Raw genomic sequence first — 15,120 nt, forward strand, 5'->3', positions numbered from 1 at the left:
TTATCCTGAGAGGTTCGAAAGATAAGCGGAAGAGATTGGAGAGAATGAAGTCGTAAGACTTTCTGTATGAAATTCTGAAGGTACATGAAATAAAAAGTATTGACATCAACCTGAATCTGTGTTAGGCTTGATGAGTACGCCGTGGTATACCAGGTGTTATTCCTCGATAGCTCAATGGTAGAGCACTCGGCTGTTAACCGAGGGGTTGTAGGTTCGAGCCCTACTCGGGGAGCTAATCTTATAAGGCCCCATGGTCAAGCGGTTAAGACATCGCCCTTTCACGGCGGTAACACGAGTTCGAATCTCGTTGGGGTCATTTAATTTAATATGCCGATGTGGCTCAATTGGCAGAGCAGCTGATTTGTAATCAGCAGGTTATCGGTTCGAGTCCGATCATCGGCTTTTTGCTGAAAAGCAAAAAATGGGTGGATTCCCGAGTGGCCAAAGGGGACAGACTGTAAATCTGCTGCGTAATGCTTCGGTGGTTCGAATCCACCTCCGCCCATTTCTTTTTTATTTATATCGCGGGGTGGAGCAGTCTGGAAGCTCGTCGGGCTCATAACCCGAAGGTCATAGGTTCAAATCCTGTCCCCGCTACTATTATGTAATATGCCCAGATAGCTCAGTTGGTAGAGCAGAGGACTGAAAATCCTCGTGTCGCTGGTTCGATTCCAGCTTTGGGCACGACTTTGAAAAGCTGAAATCATAACGATTTCAGCTTTTTCTTTTATCTGTAAAAAGACTGAGAGAAAATCAGATTCAGGTGTTGATAAATAAGGAGTGTGCAGTATGGAGTTTAATGTTGGTCAGGTAATTAAGATGAAGAAGCCGCATCCATGTGGTGCAAATGAATGGGAGATCCTTCGCGTTGGTATGGATTTTCGTTTGAAATGTAAAGGGTGCAATCATCAGGTGATGGTACCGAGAAAATTAGTTGAAAAGAATTTTAAAGGTTTTATAGAATAGCAATAAAATAGAAAAAAGTATTGAAATAATAAAAAAATCCTTGCAACATGGGAACCTTTATGATATTATTTTGTTCTGTGATGTGTTAATAATCATATATTTCCTTGCTCATATATCATATATGGGCCAGAGACCATAAGGAGGTGCAATTACATGAACAAGTATGAGTTAACTTTAGTAGTTAATGCAAAGATTGATGAGGATGCTAGAACAGCAGCAGTTGAGAAAGTAAAGGCTTACATCGAGAAAGCTAATGCAACTATCACTAATGTTGAAGACTGCGGACTCAAGAAGCTTGCTTATGAAATCCAGAAGATGGGCGAAGCTTACTATTACTTCATTCAGTTCGATGCAGAAGCTGATGTACCAGCACAGCTTGAAGCTAATGTTCGTATCATGGAGCCTGTTCTCAGATATCTTTGCGTTCGTTTAGACGCTGAGTAATAGGAGGAATTCCGTATGAATAAAGTAATTTTAATGGGTCGTTTAACAAGAGATCCAGAGATCAGATATTCTCAGGGGAATGATCAGATGGCAATTGCCAGATACACTCTCGCTGTAGATAGACGTTTTAACAGAAATGGTGATCAGACCGCAGATTTTATTAACTGTGTTGCTTTTGGCCGTTCAGCAGAATTTGCTGAAAAGTATCTGAAACAGGGTACAAAGATCGTGGCTACTGGAAGAATCCAGACAGGCAGTTATACCAATAAAGATGGAAACAAAGTATATACAACAGATGTTGTTATCGAAGACCAGGAATTTGCTGAAAGCAAAGGAAGTTCTTCATCAGATGGCGGAAGTTATCAGCCAGCTGGCAGACCTTCACCTGCAAATGCAAGTGCAGAAGGTTTTATGAGTATTCCGGAAGGTATAGAGGATGATTTACCATTCAAGTAAAGAAGGAGGTAAATACAATGGCTTATACAAAGACAGATAGAGCAGACGCTCCAATGAAGAGAAGAAATATTCGTAGAAGAAAGAAAGTATGTGTATTCTGTGCAGATAAGACTGCTGTTATCGATTATAAAGATGCAAACAAGTTAAAGAGATACATCTCTGAAAGAGGTAAGATCCTTCCTAGAAGAATTACCGGTAACTGTGCTAAGCATCAGAGAGCTTTAACTGTAGCAGTTAAGAGAGCAAGACAGATTGCAATTTTACCATACGTAGTAGATTAATCTATATTCATTGGTTACACCGTAGGGTGTGCATACAATCTGAAAAATGAAGGATGGTTGTGAAGTGATTCACAATCATCCTTTTTATGTTTATGTTAATAAGCCAAATGCAGATTTCGTGTTTATATGAAAAACAACATTTGACTTATTTAATGCAATATTGACGTCCTGAATCATCTGGGATAAAATTTTGATTAAAGATATTATTAAATATAGAAGGTATAGTTATATTGTTAGATGAAGAATAAATGGATAATTAGCAATATGAAAAAAGGATTAGCACAAAAAAAGAATGCAAGGAGACCTTTATGGCAGAGAAGATCGTACAGATAGATCATGTTACAAAAAAATATAAGGAACGTACAGTATTGGATGATGTATCATTGTCTATCTGGACAGGGGATGTCATTGGGTTATTGGGCGGCAATGGAGCAGGTAAAACGACATTGATGAGGGCAATTGCAGGAAGTATTCCGGTTGATTCGGGAGAAATCAGTTTTTTAGGAGAACGAAGAACGCAGGACGTAGGAACGCTGATCGAGAATCCAAATATATATACTGATATGTCTGGAATCGAGAATCTTCGATATTTTGGCAGATTATTTGGGGTAGAGGATGAAGCAGTATATGAGAGCCTGCTGCACCAGATGGGGCTTGCAGAAGCTGGAAAGAAATTGGCTGGCAGGTATTCACTTGGAATGAAACAGAGACTTGGCATAGCGGTTGCAATGCTCGGTGATCCGAGACTTTTGATCTTAGATGAGCCGTTAAATGGTCTGGATGTACAGGGAATGCAGGATCTGGAAGAACGTCTGTGGGCAATGCATGAGGATCGGTCAATCGGAATATTGATCAGCAGTCATGTGATCGGTGAATTGGTAAAACTTTGCAATCGGTATCTGATTATGGATCATGGCAGGATCTGTATGGAATATACAAGAGAAGAACTGCTTCAGCAGGCAGGCAGCGAGGAAGCAGTTGAGGATTATATTATTACACGATTCCAAAAAACAACGTAAACATATAGCATGAGTGTAGAATATCAAGTAAAATTATAAAACAAATATAGCAGATCAGAATAATAAACAGGAGAAAAGACAGGACCAGAATACATTAGAGAAATCAACAGGGCTAGTAGATTAAAATAATATGCTGTACAGAAAATAACAGGTAAGACGGAAAGGCAGGAAACAAATGATGAATCAGATCATTCGTGCAGAGAATTACAGAATCAGGAAGAATAAGACATTTCGTATTGCATGCATTGTGATCATTGGAATGGTATTAGTTGGATTTGCATTGTTTTATGCTGCAACACATATGATATCTGGAGAGCTGATGGAAGCAGCGGGTGGATATGATACGGATGTGGATGCATTTACAGACATAAATCTGTTTGACTGTGCAGGAATCGCTGTTTCACTGATGCAGATTCTCTCTATCTTGTATGCAATTGTGACCACGATCATGATCGGGGCAGAGAAACGGAATGGTGTCTATTCGCTGATGCTGGAACGCGGGTATCAGACACGTCAGATTTATATGGCTAAATTGTATGCGACAACGGTGATAGCAGGCATCGGTTATCTTTTATATGTAGCTGTATCGTTGATTGCCGGGGCGATATTCTGGCATGGAACAATCGAACGCGAGGATGTGACAGGATTTATCCGAGTGTTTCTTTTAATGCTTGTTATGTATGTAGTTTCTTCCTATATCTATATGGCAGTTGCGATGAATGTAAAAAATGCAGGAATGGCAGTTGCGGTGAATCTCATTATTGTACTTTTATTCTCAACAGTGATAACAGGTCTGGATCAGATTCTTGCTGATGGAGATGTGTTTTTCCGCAAGTACTGGCTCTTATCCGCAATCGAACAGTTTGCCTATATCGATCATACAGATACAACTGTGCGGGAAACTATAACAGGATTGATAGAAGCGGTCGGCTATGGCGGGCTTGCGGTGTTTATTGGCAATACTGTATTTACAAAGAAAAAAAGATAAAAACAGAAAATGAACGCTGCCGGCTATGTGAAGATATTTGACCGGTAAGCCTTATGATAAAGTGTGGTTTTCGTTGACAAAATAAAGGGATGCGTTTATGATTATTAAGAACTTTAATGTGGATGGAGTCTGTCCACAGGAAAGAATGCAACAGTGGAATACTTTTATATAACCAGACGCTGCATTATATCAACATTAAGTAATGAAAAGGAGTATATTATGGGTAAGTACACGAAAGCAGATATCTTAAGGATGGTAAAAGAAGATGATGTAGAGTTTATCAGACTTCAGTTTACAGATATTTTTGGAGACCTTAAGAATGTTGCTATAACTTCAAGTCAGATTGAAAAAGCACTGGATAACAAGATTATGTTTGATGGTTCTTCTATTGAAGGATTTGCAAGAATCGAGGAATCCGATATGTATCTCTATCCAGATTATGATACATATGAGACTTTCCCTTGGAGACCACAGCAGGGTAAGGTTGCCAGACTGATCTGTGATGTTTATAAGCCGGATGGCACTCCATTTGAAGGTGATCCAAGATATGTTCTGAAGAAGGCATTGAAGGAAGCTGCTGATATGGGTTACATGATGAACGTAGGTCCTGAATGTGAGTTCTTCTTGTTCCAGACAGATGAGAATGGATTACCAACAACGAATACTTACGAGCGTGCAAGCTATTTTGATCTTGGACCACTTGATTTCGGTGAGAATGCCAGAAGAGATATGGTACTGACACTGGAACAGATGGGATTTGAGATTGAAGCTTCCCACCATGAGGTTGCTCCTGCACAGCATGAGATAGATTTCAAGTATGGCGAGGCATTAAAGACTGCCGACAGCATCGAGACATTTAAGCTCGTTGTTAAGACAATTGCCAAGAAGCATGGTTTGTGTGCTACATTTATGCCAAAACCAAAGTATGGCGTATGTGGTTCCGGTATGCATATGAATATGTCCTTGTCAAAGGATGGCAAAAATATATTTGCAGATGATAATGATAAGCTTGGTTTAAGCCAGGAAGCATATTACTTCATTGCAGGTATCATGGAACATATGAGAGAGATGACAGCAATCACAAACCCATTAGTAAACTCTTATAAGAGACTGGTTCCTGGTTATGAAGCACCGATTTATATTGCATGGTCAGCAAAAAACAGAAGCCCATTGGTTCGTATCCCAAGTGCAAGAGGAGCAGGAACGAGAGTAGAGCTTCGTTGCCCGGATCCAACAGCAAATCCATATCTGGCAATGGCTGTATGCTTAAAAGCCGGATTAGACGGAATCAAGAGACAGCTTCCGCTTGTACCAAGTGTTGACAGCAATATCTTTGAATTAACAAGAGAAGAAAAGAAAGCAAGACACATCGAGAGCCTTCCGGCAAACTTAAGAGAAGCTGTTTTATGTATGAGAGACAGTGACTTCATGAAGGAAGCACTTGGTGAGCATATCTTTACACGTTACACATCAGCAAAATTAGATGAGTGGAACGAATATACCAGACAGGTCACTGACTGGGAGATCAGCAATTACCTTTACAAAGTCTGATCAGAAGCCGGTATGTTTAAGTAAAACCGAAGAAGAACAAGGAGTAATACAGACACCCATTTTATGGGTGCCTGTGTTGCTATATTATAGAATCAATTTGTTCCATGAAAATATAAGGAACTGAAACTGGTCGGGTGAGAGGTTGTTGTTTTGGTAAATGTAATTGTACTATTTGCAAAGATAGAAGAAGCAAAAAGCATAAAAAATCTTTTGGTTCGACATGGGATCAATGTAACTCAGGTATGTACGACCGGAGCACAGGCAGCACAGGCAGCAGATGCGTGTGATGATGGTCTTATTATATGCGGATACCAGTATCCGGATATGTTATTTTCGGAGCTGGCGGCAAATATACCGGATTATTTTGATATGCTTGTGATTGCATCTCGTGTGCATTACGAGGCGTGTAGAGAAAGTGGGATTACATGCCTGCCGATGCCACTTCGTACACAGGATTTTATCAATACTGTTTCACTGACGGTTGAAAATATTCTGTGGGAGCGTAAAAAACGCAAGACGAAACCAAAGGAACGCACAGAAGATGAAAAAAAGGTAATTAAGGCTGCAAAGCTGAAATTAATGAATGACAATGGATTTGATGAGCAGGGCGCTCATCGGTATCTGCAGAAAAAGAGCATGGATAATGGTATCAATATTGTTGAAATGGCATATATGATATTGGAACATACAGCACTGTTTTAAGGAGGCACGAATATGAAGTTTACAAAGATGGAAGGTCTTGGAAACGATTATGTGTACATAAATTGTTTTTCAGAGAAGGTAGAAAATCCTGAGAAACTGGCGATTGCCATGAGTGACCGGCATTTTGGTGTTGGAAGTGATGGAGTGATCCTGATTAAGCCATCCGATAAAGCAGATTTTACAATGGATATGTATAATGCAGACGGTTCCAGATCTGAGATGTGTGGAAACGGTATCCGTTGTGTAGGAAAGTATGTATATGATTATGGACTTACGGATAAGACTTCGATATCTGTAGAGACACTTGCCGGAATCAAATATCTGGATTTTGTGATAAAGGACGGCAAGGTTGATATGGTAACAGTTGACATGGGTGCGCCGATCCTCAAGGCAGATCAGGTGCCTGTGCGTTCAGATAAAGAGCAGGTGATCGACGAGAAGATCACAGTAGCAGGTGTGGATTATCATATGACCTGTGTATCCATGGGAAATCCACATGCAGTTATGTTCGTAGACGATACAGAACATTTCCCGTTGGAGAAAGCTGGTCCGTTATTCGAGCATCATGAAGTATTTCCGAACCGTGTGAATGCGGAGTTTGTTCAGGTGATCGACCGTCATACCGTAAAGATGCGTGTATGGGAGAGAGGAACCGGAGAGACACTGGCATGCGGAACCGGAGCATGTGCAACTGCAGTTGCATGTGTATTAAATGGAAAGACAGATGATGAGGTAACCGTAAAATTATTAGGCGGCGATCTGATCATCCGTTTTGATAGAGAGAACAATAAGGTATACATGACAGGTCCGGCCAAGGTAGTGTTTGACGGCGAGACTGACAGATTTTAGGAGGAAATGACATGTTTAAGGCAAATGAGAATTATCTGAAGCTTCCGGGAAGCTATTTATTTTCAACAGTAGCAAAGAAACAGAGAGAGTACAGTGCGGCACATCCTGATAAGAAGATTATCCGTCTGAGCATCGGAGATGTAACACAGCCGCTTGCGCCTGCTATTATTGAGAGACTGCATTCGGCTGTAGATGAGATGGCGGTAGCAGAGACATTTAAGGGCTATGCACCGGATCTTGGATATGAATTCTTAAGAAATACCATCGTAAAGAATGACTATATTGACCATGGAGTTGATATTTCTGCTGATGAGATCTTTGTAAGTGATGGTGCAAAGAGCGATTCTGCAAATATTCAGGAGATTTTTGCACCGGAAAGCAAGATTGCTGTATGTGATCCTGTTTATCCTGTTTATGTAGATTCAAATGTAATGGCAGGCAGAACCGGAACTTATGATAAAGAGACCGGACTCTGGAGCGATGTGATCTATATGCCTTGTCTGGAGGAGAATGGATTTGCACCGGAATTCCCAAAGGAGGAGCCGGACATTATCTATCTGTGTTTCCCAAATAATCCGACAGGAGCGACCATCAGCAAAGCACAGCTTCAGGAATGGGTTGACTACGCAAATAAGATCGGAGCTGTGATCATCTATGATGCAGCATACGAAGCATATATCAGTGAAGACGATGTACCACATTCTATCTACGAGTGCGAAGGTGCAAGAACCTGTGCGATCGAGCTTCGAAGCTTTTCGAAGAATGCAGGATTTACCGGAACCCGTCTTGGATTTACAGTTGTACCAAAGGATCTGAAGGATGCAAATGGTGTTGCACTTCATGGTTTATGGGCTAGAAGACATGGAACCAAGTTTAATGGTGCTCCATATATTGTTCAGGCAGCAGGAGAAGCTGTATATTCAGAAGAAGGTAAAGCACAGACAAAGGCACAGATTGCATATTATATGAACAATGCGAAGGTGATCTATGATGGATTAAAGGCAGCAGGCTATTCCGTATCCGGCGGTGTGAATGCACCATATATCTGGTTAAAGACACCGGATAAGATGACTTCATGGGAGTTCTTTGATTATCTGCTTGCAAATGCAAATGTCGTAGGTACACCGGGCTCAGGCTTTGGACCGAGTGGTGAAGGATATTTCAGACTGACAGCATTTGGTACATATGAGAATACAGTAGAAGCAATCGAGAGAATTAAAGCGTTATAATAGCGGGGTGCAATTAACTATATAATCGTGGAGGTAGCAAGATGAAAGATAATGGACTGCTGGTGCAGTATTTTAATGCAAATACACCGGCTGATCAGACATTATGGGCGAAAGCGGTAAAGGATGCAGCGACATTGAAAAAGCTCGGTGCAACTGCTGTATGGTTTCCACCTGCAACCAAAGGGGCAGCGGGAAAAGATGACAGGGGCTATGCGCCATATGATCTGTATGATCTGGGTGAATTTAATCAGAAGGGTTCGGTTGGAACCAGATATGGTACAAAGAAAGAATATCTGGAAGCAATCGATGCAATGAAGGCGCAGGGAATCAATGTATATGCAGATATCGCAGTCAGACAGAAGTTAGGCGCAGATTCTGTGGAGAAGGTTACGGCAGCAGATTTTAATGCCAAGGATATTCCGCAGATGATCGGTAATAAAAAGATAGTTGGAGCCTTGTCGAAGTTCACCTTCCCGGGCAGAAAGAGCAAGTATTCCAAGTTCAAATGGAACTGGAATCATTTTGCAGGGATTGACTGGCAGCAGGATGATTTTAAGAGGCGTGTCTGCGAACTGTCTGGTATGACAGAGACGGAAGCAGAGAAGAAATACAAGCTCAGCAAATATGATTATATCATAGGCAGTGAGCTGGATCTGTACAATCAGGAAGTATATGATGAATTAATGGCATGGGCGAAGTGGTATGAGGATGTGACCGGAGTGGACGGATTCCGTTTCCAGGAAGCAGAGAAGATTCCGGGATGGTTCATCAGAGACTTTGCAGAAGCTGCTTCGAATGCCGGAGAAGAAGAAAAAGAGATCTTTACGGTAGGTGACTTCTGGCACTGGAGATGTGACTATATCAATGATTACATCGCGTCTGCGGACAATCAGCCATCTATGTTTGATGTGCCGCTGCATTTCAGTTTCCATGATGCATCCGTTGCAGAGGGAGAATATGATCTGAGCCGGTTACTGGATGGCTCCATGATGATGAGTAATCCTGCAAAGGCAGTTACATTTGTAGAGAATCATGAATCACAGCCGGGCGGTGTGCTGGAATCTGCTGTAGCAGAGTGGTTTAAACCACTGGCATATGCGATCATTTTATTAAGAGAACAGGGATATCCATGTATGTTCATGGGTGATTATGAAGGCATTCCTGCGGCTAAGATCAAGTCCAGAAAGACAATCATGAACAAACTGTTAAAGCTTCGTAAGAAATATGCATACGGAACACAGCATGACTACTTTGATCATCCGGATGTTGTCGGCTTTACCAGAGAAGGAGATGCAGAGCATGAGAATTCCGGTCTGGCAGTTATTATGTCAGATGGAACCGGCGGAACAAAGCGCATGTATGTCGGAAGACAGTTTGCAGGCTGTCATTTCGCAGATGTAATGGGAAATGCAAAGTATGATATCCGTATCGATGAAGAAGGCTGCGGCGAATTCTATGTAAACCGTCAGGGACTTGCAATCTGGATTAAAAAAGATTGCAAATTATAAGAAATTGAGTTATCATATTAATACTTTAGATTGTAAAAGTGCATGAAAGTCTGAGGATGATCCGGATTTTCACAGCATAAAAGTGGCAAAGGAGTATGAGTTATGGGAAAGACAGTACATACAGAAGCAGTCCGTGATCTGTTTGAAGCAATACTGACATTGGAGACAGAGGAGGAATGTTTTAATTTCTTTGAAGATGTTTGTACGGTAAATGAATTGCTGTCCATAGCCCAGAGATTTGCGGTTGCGAAGATGTTAAAGGAAGATAATACTTATCTGGAAGTTGCCGAGAAGACCGGTGCATCGACAGCAACAATCAGCAGAGTGAACAGATCTCTTAATTATGGTAAAGATGGTTATGAACTTGTATTCAGCAGAATGAATCTGGATAAAGAAAAGAAAGATTCAGAATAACAACATATAAAACAGGAAATCCTCTGGGAATGGATCAAGACGATCCGTTTCCGGAGGATTTTGTTTGTCCTACAACCAACCTATGTCTGCGCAGGCACTGCGGCAAACAGAGTACTGTGCAAATGACTCGCTTCAATTTCTATAAACTGCATATATCTGATTCGCAAATATTCCTGTGCTAACTCGCCTGACGGCTCAAACAAGCCCCCATATTTGCTGATATATGCAATTTATTACGAAATCTTCGCTTGATGTCATTTGCACAGTACTCTGTTTGCCATAGTGCCTGTGCAGACATAAAATTGGTCGGACAGACATCAGTCTGCCCGACCATGCGGGGAGAAAATCCCCTATATATTTGGTATTAGGAAGCGAAGCGGGGATTAAAGGGTATTTACAAAGCGCATGAAGGCTTCTCTGCCTTCGGTGGTATTTTTGTATACACCGGAGCATTCCAGAACTTTTGAGAATACCTTGCCGATCTCGTTCTGGATGATTCCATGGATATTTTCCGGAGTAATGTCATAATTTCCAATCCATTCATCAACCCAGTCTGCATGTTTTTCGATAGCTTCATTTGCGCGGATGTCCTTGTGATTTAAGATTGCATCCTCAAGCTCTGACATTTCACCTTTTAATCTTGCAGGAAGAACAGCCAGACCCATGACCTCGATCAGACCGATATTTTCCTTCTTAATATGATGATACTGGCTGTGTGGGTGGTAGAGCCCCATCGGACATTCTTCGGTTGTGATGTTGTTACGAAGTACCAGATCCAGTTCGAACAGATCTCCATGCATTCTTGCGATCGGAGTAATCGTGTTATGTGGAGTATCGTCTGTGTAAGCGTAGATATATGCAGCTTCGTCTGTGTAATTTCTCCATGCTGTCAGGATGTGATCTGCTGCATCTGCGATACGTGCAGGATCAGAACCTTGAAGACGGATAACAGACATAGGCCATTTGACGATACCGGCTGTCAGGTCTTCGTAACCAGGTAAAGTAAAGTTTGATTCATATGGAGCCTTTGCCATTGCAAATGTATAGCCGCCACCCTGAAAATGGTCATGGCTTAAAATGGAACCGCCAACGATCGGAAGATCTGCGTTGGAGCCGGCTGTATAGTGAGGGAACAACCGGACAAAATCAAGTAGCTTTACAAACGCAGCGTGGTCAATCTTCATTGGTGTGTGGTTTGCATTAAAGATAATACAGTGCTCGTTGTAGTACACATAAGGGGAGTACTGTAAGTAATATGCCTGTCCATCTAAGGTAATAGGCATGATCCTGTGGTTCTGTCTGGCAGGATGTGAGAAATGTCCGGCATAACCTTCGTTTTCACGGCAGAGCAGACAGGCTGGATAACCGGATTTCTTTGCCTTTCCTGCTTTCGCGATATCTCTTGGGTCTTTCTCCGGCTTGGACAGGTTGATCGTAATATCGATCGGACCGTATTCCGTTTCCGTAACCCATTTTTCATCCTTTGCGATACGATCTTCACGAATATAGTTTGTAGCCTTACTGAAAGCATAATAATAATCCGTTGCTTCCTTTGGGGATACGGCATATTTATCAGCAAATATTTTCCGTACAACAGATGGAGCAGGAGTGAGCATACCCATAATCTTTGTATCGAAAAGATCACGGTTTGTGATCGTGTCATCCTCCATCAGCTTGTGCCGGTATGCATAATCTAACATATCGTTTAAGATATCAACGAGCGGACGGGATGGAATCTCAGCCGGTTCGTTGTATTCCTGAATGTCGAATAACTCTAGCAGACGGTTTGTAACATATATTTCGTCTGCAGGATCTACAAGTCCTTTGTTTAAACCATAAGTAACCAATTCTTTGATATATGTTTCTATCATAGTCATAACCTCCCATAAAATTTGTTATTATATCATGTGCTTCGCACATTCAATGCATTCCGCAAAATCAGCCCCCTTGCAAGCAAGTGATTTTGCGTTCATTATATCGTGAGCATAGCTCACTCAATGCATTCCGCAAAATCAGCATCCTTGCGAGCAAATAATTTTGCATTCATTATATCATGTCGTCTGTTTTACAGTACCTGCATACCGCCGTATTTACGGATCTTCAGTACATGGCAGGAGCCTCCGCCAAATACGTGATCCATAGCCTGGCGATACGTCTCAACAGTATCGTTTTCTACAAATGCCTGAATAGTTCCGGCAAATCCACCGCCGTGAACACGGCTGACTCCGTGACTTCCAAGTGTGATATCACTGACAGCCAGAGCAACAGATACATTCTGAGCCTGAATATCTTTATTCGTATATACGTTCTGCAAATACTTGAAAGAAGAATCACCGGATGCTTTAACCGCTGCAAGGAATGCAGGCATATCACCCTTTGTCAGGGAAGCAACCTGAATTTCTACCCGTTTTACTTCTTCAAAATAGTGAAGGGCACGAAGCAGGTAACGGTCGCCGAGTTTGGTGCGGATGTCAGCCATGTGGTCGATAATATCCTGTTCGCTTAATTCGTTTAATACCGGTTTGCCAAGCATCTCCGCAACGGCACACATCTCGGCAGGAACTGCAGCATAGTCAGCAGTCAGATCTACATGAGAGCCCTTTGTATCAGTGATACAGAGACTGTAACCGCTCTTTGCCATATCAAAGTCGATCTTTTCAACAATAGGATCGGCTGGATCTGCAAAGTCGATATGTACAAGATTTCCGACGGAAGATGCCATCTGATCCATCAGGCCGCAAGGTTTTCCGAAGTATACATTTTCTGCATACTGGCCGATGATCGCGATCTCGATTGCAGATACGGAACCATTATTATAAAGTCCCGACAAGATGGTTCCGATGATTGTTTCGAATGCTGCAGAAGATGAAAGGCCGGCACCAATCAGTACATCACTGGTGATATATGCTTTGAAGCCGCCGACAGCGTGTCCGTGTTCCTTTAATCCGGCAGCAACACCCTTGATCAGAGCCGTTGTTGTTTCTTTTTCACTTTCTACAAGAGAAAGGTCGGATGCGTCGATTGTAATGAGATCATATCCGTCTGAGATAACCTGGATCTTATCATCGGAAGTCTTTGCAACGATGGCAATCGCATCTAGATTGATAGATGCGGCAAGTACCTGACCATGCTGATGATCAGTATGATTTCCGCCTACTTCACTTCTACCCGGAGCGGAGAAGATAGATACCTCTGTGTCTCCGAAATCTTTGATGAATTCCTGAAGAGCAGCGATATATCTGCCATTCTGATAAGCGAGCAGATGCTCATCGACATAGATATCGGTTAATAATTCATTGTACTGTTCTGATTCAAAGTCTTTTATTAATTCAGATGCATGTTTCATATGTTTGTCCTCCTGATCATACATGATAATTAATGTGCTTACACCTGTACGATGCGTAAATGTGTGTTTACTTGTACAGATGTGCCTGTTTTCCTAAGTCTGTTTGTTCTTTATAGTGACAGGATAACATATGTTTAGTAAAATGTCAACCACACTTTAGTAAAGATTTACTGAAAAAGTAATTGAAAAATAAAAAGAAATCTGTTACACTAAGTTAGTAAAAATATAGTAAATTTATCCAATAAATATGGAGTAAAGAGGTACATTATGACGACAATCAAGGATATTGCGAGACGGGCAAATGTGTCACCGGCTACAGTTTCAAGAATTTTGAACGATGATCCGACATTAAATGTTTTACCGGAGACTAAGGAAAGAGTCCTTCGGACAGCAAAAGAGCTACACTATACAAAGAAAAAGTCAGCCAGATTGAAGAAGTCATTCCAACTTGGTCTTGTACTCTGGTTTTCCGCAGAGGATGAGATGAAGGATAGTTATTATCTGTCCGCAAGAAAGGGAATCGAGGATTTCTGTATCAGCCAGTCGATTGAACTGGTTCGGGTATTTCGGAATGACAGCAACTATCTGGACATGCTGCGTGGTTGTGATGGAATTATCTGTCTGGGTAAGTTTGCGCATGAGGAAGTAAAATCATTTATAGAGATATGCAGTAATATCGTATTTCTGGATATGAAGGTTGAGAACTACAACATTACATCCCTGACAATGGACTTCAAACAGGCAGTACGGGATGCACTTGACTATCTGTATCATCTGGGACATCGTAAGATCGGTTTCATGGGTGGTAAAGAGTTTGTGGGCGATCATGAGCTTCTGGTAGATCCGAGACTAGAAGAATACATTGCATATATGAAGGAGAAAAAACTCCCGTATGAGAAATATTTGTATGAGGGAAGCTTCAATACATTCTCTGGTTATGAGATGGGGAAAGTAATAGCAGAAGCTGACGAACGTCCAAGTGCAATCTTTGCAGCCAGTGATGCTCTTGCAGTAGGAGCATTAAAGGCATTCAAGGAAGCGGATATGGAAGTGCCGGAGGATATATCGCTTGTTGGCTTTAATAACACAGAGCTTAGTGAGTATACAGTTCCTGCACTTACAACCGTAAATGCTCCGGCATATGATATGGGACAGCATGGTGCTAATCTGATCTATGCTGCATCAAACCTTAGTATCCGTACTCCGTTAAAGGCGGAGATTCCTTGTAATCTGATCGTCAGGGAATCCTGTATGGAATACACAGAAAAATAAAATTATTCGTTGTAAAGTAAGTGCAACACATGAATTGTGTGTTGTACTTACTTTTTTTATGCGTTGTTTTTCCCCCCCTCTCAACGCATGAGTTC

At 41.6% G+C, this 15,120-nt stretch carries 15 protein-coding genes and 6 tRNA genes; 19 read left to right on the top strand and 2 right to left on the bottom strand.

Annotated elements, in window-relative coordinates; genetic code table 11:
• The first annotated feature begins 160 nt into the window (after window positions 1–160).
• The 18 genes from DWY07_RS11475 (at window position 161) to DWY07_RS11560 (ending at window position 10,407) form a co-directional block, all read left to right on the top strand.
• Window positions 161–232: transfer RNA gene (locus tag DWY07_RS11475), tRNA-Asn, on the top strand.
• A 12-nt stretch (window positions 233–244) separates the two neighbouring features.
• Window positions 245–316: transfer RNA gene (locus DWY07_RS11480), tRNA-Glu, on the top strand.
• A 13-nt stretch (window positions 317–329) separates the two neighbouring features.
• Window positions 330–402, top strand: a tRNA-Thr gene (locus tag DWY07_RS11485).
• Window positions 403–423: 21 nt separating this feature from the next.
• A tRNA-Tyr gene (locus tag DWY07_RS11490) sits at window positions 424–505 on the top strand.
• An 18-nt stretch (window positions 506–523) separates the two neighbouring features.
• A tRNA-Met gene (locus tag DWY07_RS11495) sits at window positions 524–597 on the top strand.
• Window positions 598–611: 14 nt separating this feature from the next.
• Window positions 612–684, top strand: a tRNA-Phe gene (locus DWY07_RS11500).
• Window positions 685–789: 105 nt separating this feature from the next.
• Window positions 790–966 (top strand): DUF951 domain-containing protein, encoded by a 177-nt coding sequence (locus DWY07_RS11505; RefSeq protein WP_117823255.1) that lies wholly within the window; start codon window positions 790–792, stop codon window positions 964–966.
• Between the two features lie 153 nt (window positions 967–1,119).
• Complete coding sequence (gene rpsF, locus DWY07_RS11510) at window positions 1,120–1,410, top strand: 30S ribosomal protein S6 (RefSeq protein WP_008401218.1); 291 nt, start codon at window positions 1,120–1,122, stop codon at window positions 1,408–1,410.
• Window positions 1,411–1,425: 15 nt separating this feature from the next.
• On the top strand, window positions 1,426–1,866 hold the full coding sequence (locus tag DWY07_RS11515; RefSeq protein ID WP_008401219.1) for a single-stranded DNA-binding protein: 441 nt from the start codon (window positions 1,426–1,428) through the stop codon (window positions 1,864–1,866).
• Window positions 1,867–1,883: 17 nt separating this feature from the next.
• Complete coding sequence (rpsR, locus tag DWY07_RS11520; RefSeq protein ID WP_008401221.1) at window positions 1,884–2,147, top strand: 30S ribosomal protein S18; 264 nt, start codon at window positions 1,884–1,886, stop codon at window positions 2,145–2,147.
• Between the two features lie 308 nt (window positions 2,148–2,455).
• Window positions 2,456–3,166 carry an ATP-binding cassette domain-containing protein gene (locus DWY07_RS11525; protein ID WP_117823257.1) on the top strand — a complete coding sequence of 237 codons (711 nt, stop codon included), beginning with the start codon at window positions 2,456–2,458 and terminating at the stop codon, window positions 3,164–3,166.
• A 175-nt stretch (window positions 3,167–3,341) separates the two neighbouring features.
• Window positions 3,342–4,154 (top strand): ABC transporter permease, encoded by an 813-nt coding sequence (locus DWY07_RS11530; protein ID WP_117823259.1) that lies wholly within the window; start codon window positions 3,342–3,344, stop codon window positions 4,152–4,154.
• A gap of 219 nt (window positions 4,155–4,373) precedes the next feature.
• Window positions 4,374–5,705 (top strand): type I glutamate--ammonia ligase, encoded by a 1,332-nt coding sequence (glnA, locus tag DWY07_RS11535; RefSeq protein ID WP_008401224.1) that lies wholly within the window; start codon window positions 4,374–4,376, stop codon window positions 5,703–5,705.
• A gap of 150 nt (window positions 5,706–5,855) precedes the next feature.
• Complete coding sequence (locus DWY07_RS11540) at window positions 5,856–6,407, top strand: ANTAR domain-containing protein (protein ID WP_021943521.1); 552 nt, start codon at window positions 5,856–5,858, stop codon at window positions 6,405–6,407.
• Between the two features lie 12 nt (window positions 6,408–6,419).
• Window positions 6,420–7,256, top strand: coding sequence for a diaminopimelate epimerase (gene dapF, locus DWY07_RS11545; protein ID WP_117823261.1), 837 nt, complete (start codon window positions 6,420–6,422; stop codon window positions 7,254–7,256).
• Between the two features lie 11 nt (window positions 7,257–7,267).
• Complete coding sequence (locus DWY07_RS11550; protein WP_008401227.1) at window positions 7,268–8,485, top strand: LL-diaminopimelate aminotransferase; 1,218 nt, start codon at window positions 7,268–7,270, stop codon at window positions 8,483–8,485.
• Between the two features lie 41 nt (window positions 8,486–8,526).
• Window positions 8,527–9,993 carry an alpha-amylase gene (locus tag DWY07_RS11555; RefSeq protein ID WP_117823263.1) on the top strand — a complete coding sequence of 489 codons (1,467 nt, stop codon included), beginning with the start codon at window positions 8,527–8,529 and terminating at the stop codon, window positions 9,991–9,993.
• Between the two features lie 102 nt (window positions 9,994–10,095).
• Window positions 10,096–10,407 (top strand): YerC/YecD family TrpR-related protein, encoded by a 312-nt coding sequence (locus tag DWY07_RS11560; RefSeq protein ID WP_008401229.1) that lies wholly within the window; start codon window positions 10,096–10,098, stop codon window positions 10,405–10,407.
• 383 nt (window positions 10,408–10,790) lie between these two features.
• On the opposite strand, the gene galT is transcribed toward DWY07_RS11560, so the two are convergent.
• Both galT and DWY07_RS11570 read right to left on the bottom strand, forming a co-directional pair.
• Entirely contained in the window at window positions 10,791–12,278 is a 1,488-nt protein-coding gene (galT, locus tag DWY07_RS11565; protein WP_117808779.1) for a UDP-glucose--hexose-1-phosphate uridylyltransferase, read from the bottom strand.
• 194 nt (window positions 12,279–12,472) lie between these two features.
• Window positions 12,473–13,753: a galactokinase family protein gene (locus DWY07_RS11570; protein WP_117808778.1), complete on the bottom strand. Its 1,281-nt coding sequence runs from the start codon at window positions 13,751–13,753 to the stop codon at window positions 12,473–12,475.
• 267 nt (window positions 13,754–14,020) lie between these two features.
• Between DWY07_RS11570 and DWY07_RS11575 the strand changes: the two genes are divergently transcribed.
• Window positions 14,021–15,025: a LacI family DNA-binding transcriptional regulator gene (locus tag DWY07_RS11575; RefSeq protein WP_117823265.1), complete on the top strand. Its 1,005-nt coding sequence runs from the start codon at window positions 14,021–14,023 to the stop codon at window positions 15,023–15,025.
• Window positions 15,026–15,120: the final 95 nt, after the last annotated feature.

Source organism: Clostridium sp. AF23-6LB (assembly GCF_003461085.1).
In the GTDB taxonomy this organism is placed as follows: Bacteria; Bacillota; Clostridia; order Lachnospirales; family Lachnospiraceae; genus Coprococcus; species Coprococcus ammoniilyticus.

What these genes read in the sequence shown, in the direction of transcription:
- DWY07_RS11505 (WP_117823255.1), top strand. Translation starts at nt 790, where the DNA reads ATGGAGTTTAATGTTGGTCAGGTAATTAAGATGAAGAAGCCGCATCCA.
- rpsF (WP_008401218.1), top strand. Translation starts at nt 1,120, where the DNA reads ATGAACAAGTATGAGTTAACTTTAGTAGTTAATGCAAAGATTGATGAG.
- DWY07_RS11515 (WP_008401219.1), top strand. Translation starts at nt 1,426, where the DNA reads ATGAATAAAGTAATTTTAATGGGTCGTTTAACAAGAGATCCAGAGATC.
- rpsR (WP_008401221.1), top strand. Translation starts at nt 1,884, where the DNA reads ATGGCTTATACAAAGACAGATAGAGCAGACGCTCCAATGAAGAGAAGA.
- DWY07_RS11525 (WP_117823257.1), top strand. Translation starts at nt 2,456, where the DNA reads ATGGCAGAGAAGATCGTACAGATAGATCATGTTACAAAAAAATATAAG.
- DWY07_RS11530 (WP_117823259.1), top strand. Translation starts at nt 3,342, where the DNA reads ATGATGAATCAGATCATTCGTGCAGAGAATTACAGAATCAGGAAGAAT.
- glnA (WP_008401224.1), top strand. Translation starts at nt 4,374, where the DNA reads ATGGGTAAGTACACGAAAGCAGATATCTTAAGGATGGTAAAAGAAGAT.
- dapF (WP_117823261.1), top strand. Translation starts at nt 6,420, where the DNA reads ATGAAGTTTACAAAGATGGAAGGTCTTGGAAACGATTATGTGTACATA.
- DWY07_RS11550 (WP_008401227.1), top strand. Translation starts at nt 7,268, where the DNA reads ATGTTTAAGGCAAATGAGAATTATCTGAAGCTTCCGGGAAGCTATTTA.
- DWY07_RS11555 (WP_117823263.1), top strand. Translation starts at nt 8,527, where the DNA reads ATGAAAGATAATGGACTGCTGGTGCAGTATTTTAATGCAAATACACCG.
- DWY07_RS11560 (WP_008401229.1), top strand. Translation starts at nt 10,096, where the DNA reads ATGGGAAAGACAGTACATACAGAAGCAGTCCGTGATCTGTTTGAAGCA.
- galT (WP_117808779.1), bottom strand. Translation starts at nt 12,278, where the DNA reads ATGATAGAAACATATATCAAAGAATTGGTTACTTATGGTTTAAACAAA.
- DWY07_RS11570 (WP_117808778.1), bottom strand. Translation starts at nt 13,753, where the DNA reads ATGAAACATGCATCTGAATTAATAAAAGACTTTGAATCAGAACAGTAC.
- DWY07_RS11575 (WP_117823265.1), top strand. Translation starts at nt 14,021, where the DNA reads ATGACGACAATCAAGGATATTGCGAGACGGGCAAATGTGTCACCGGCT.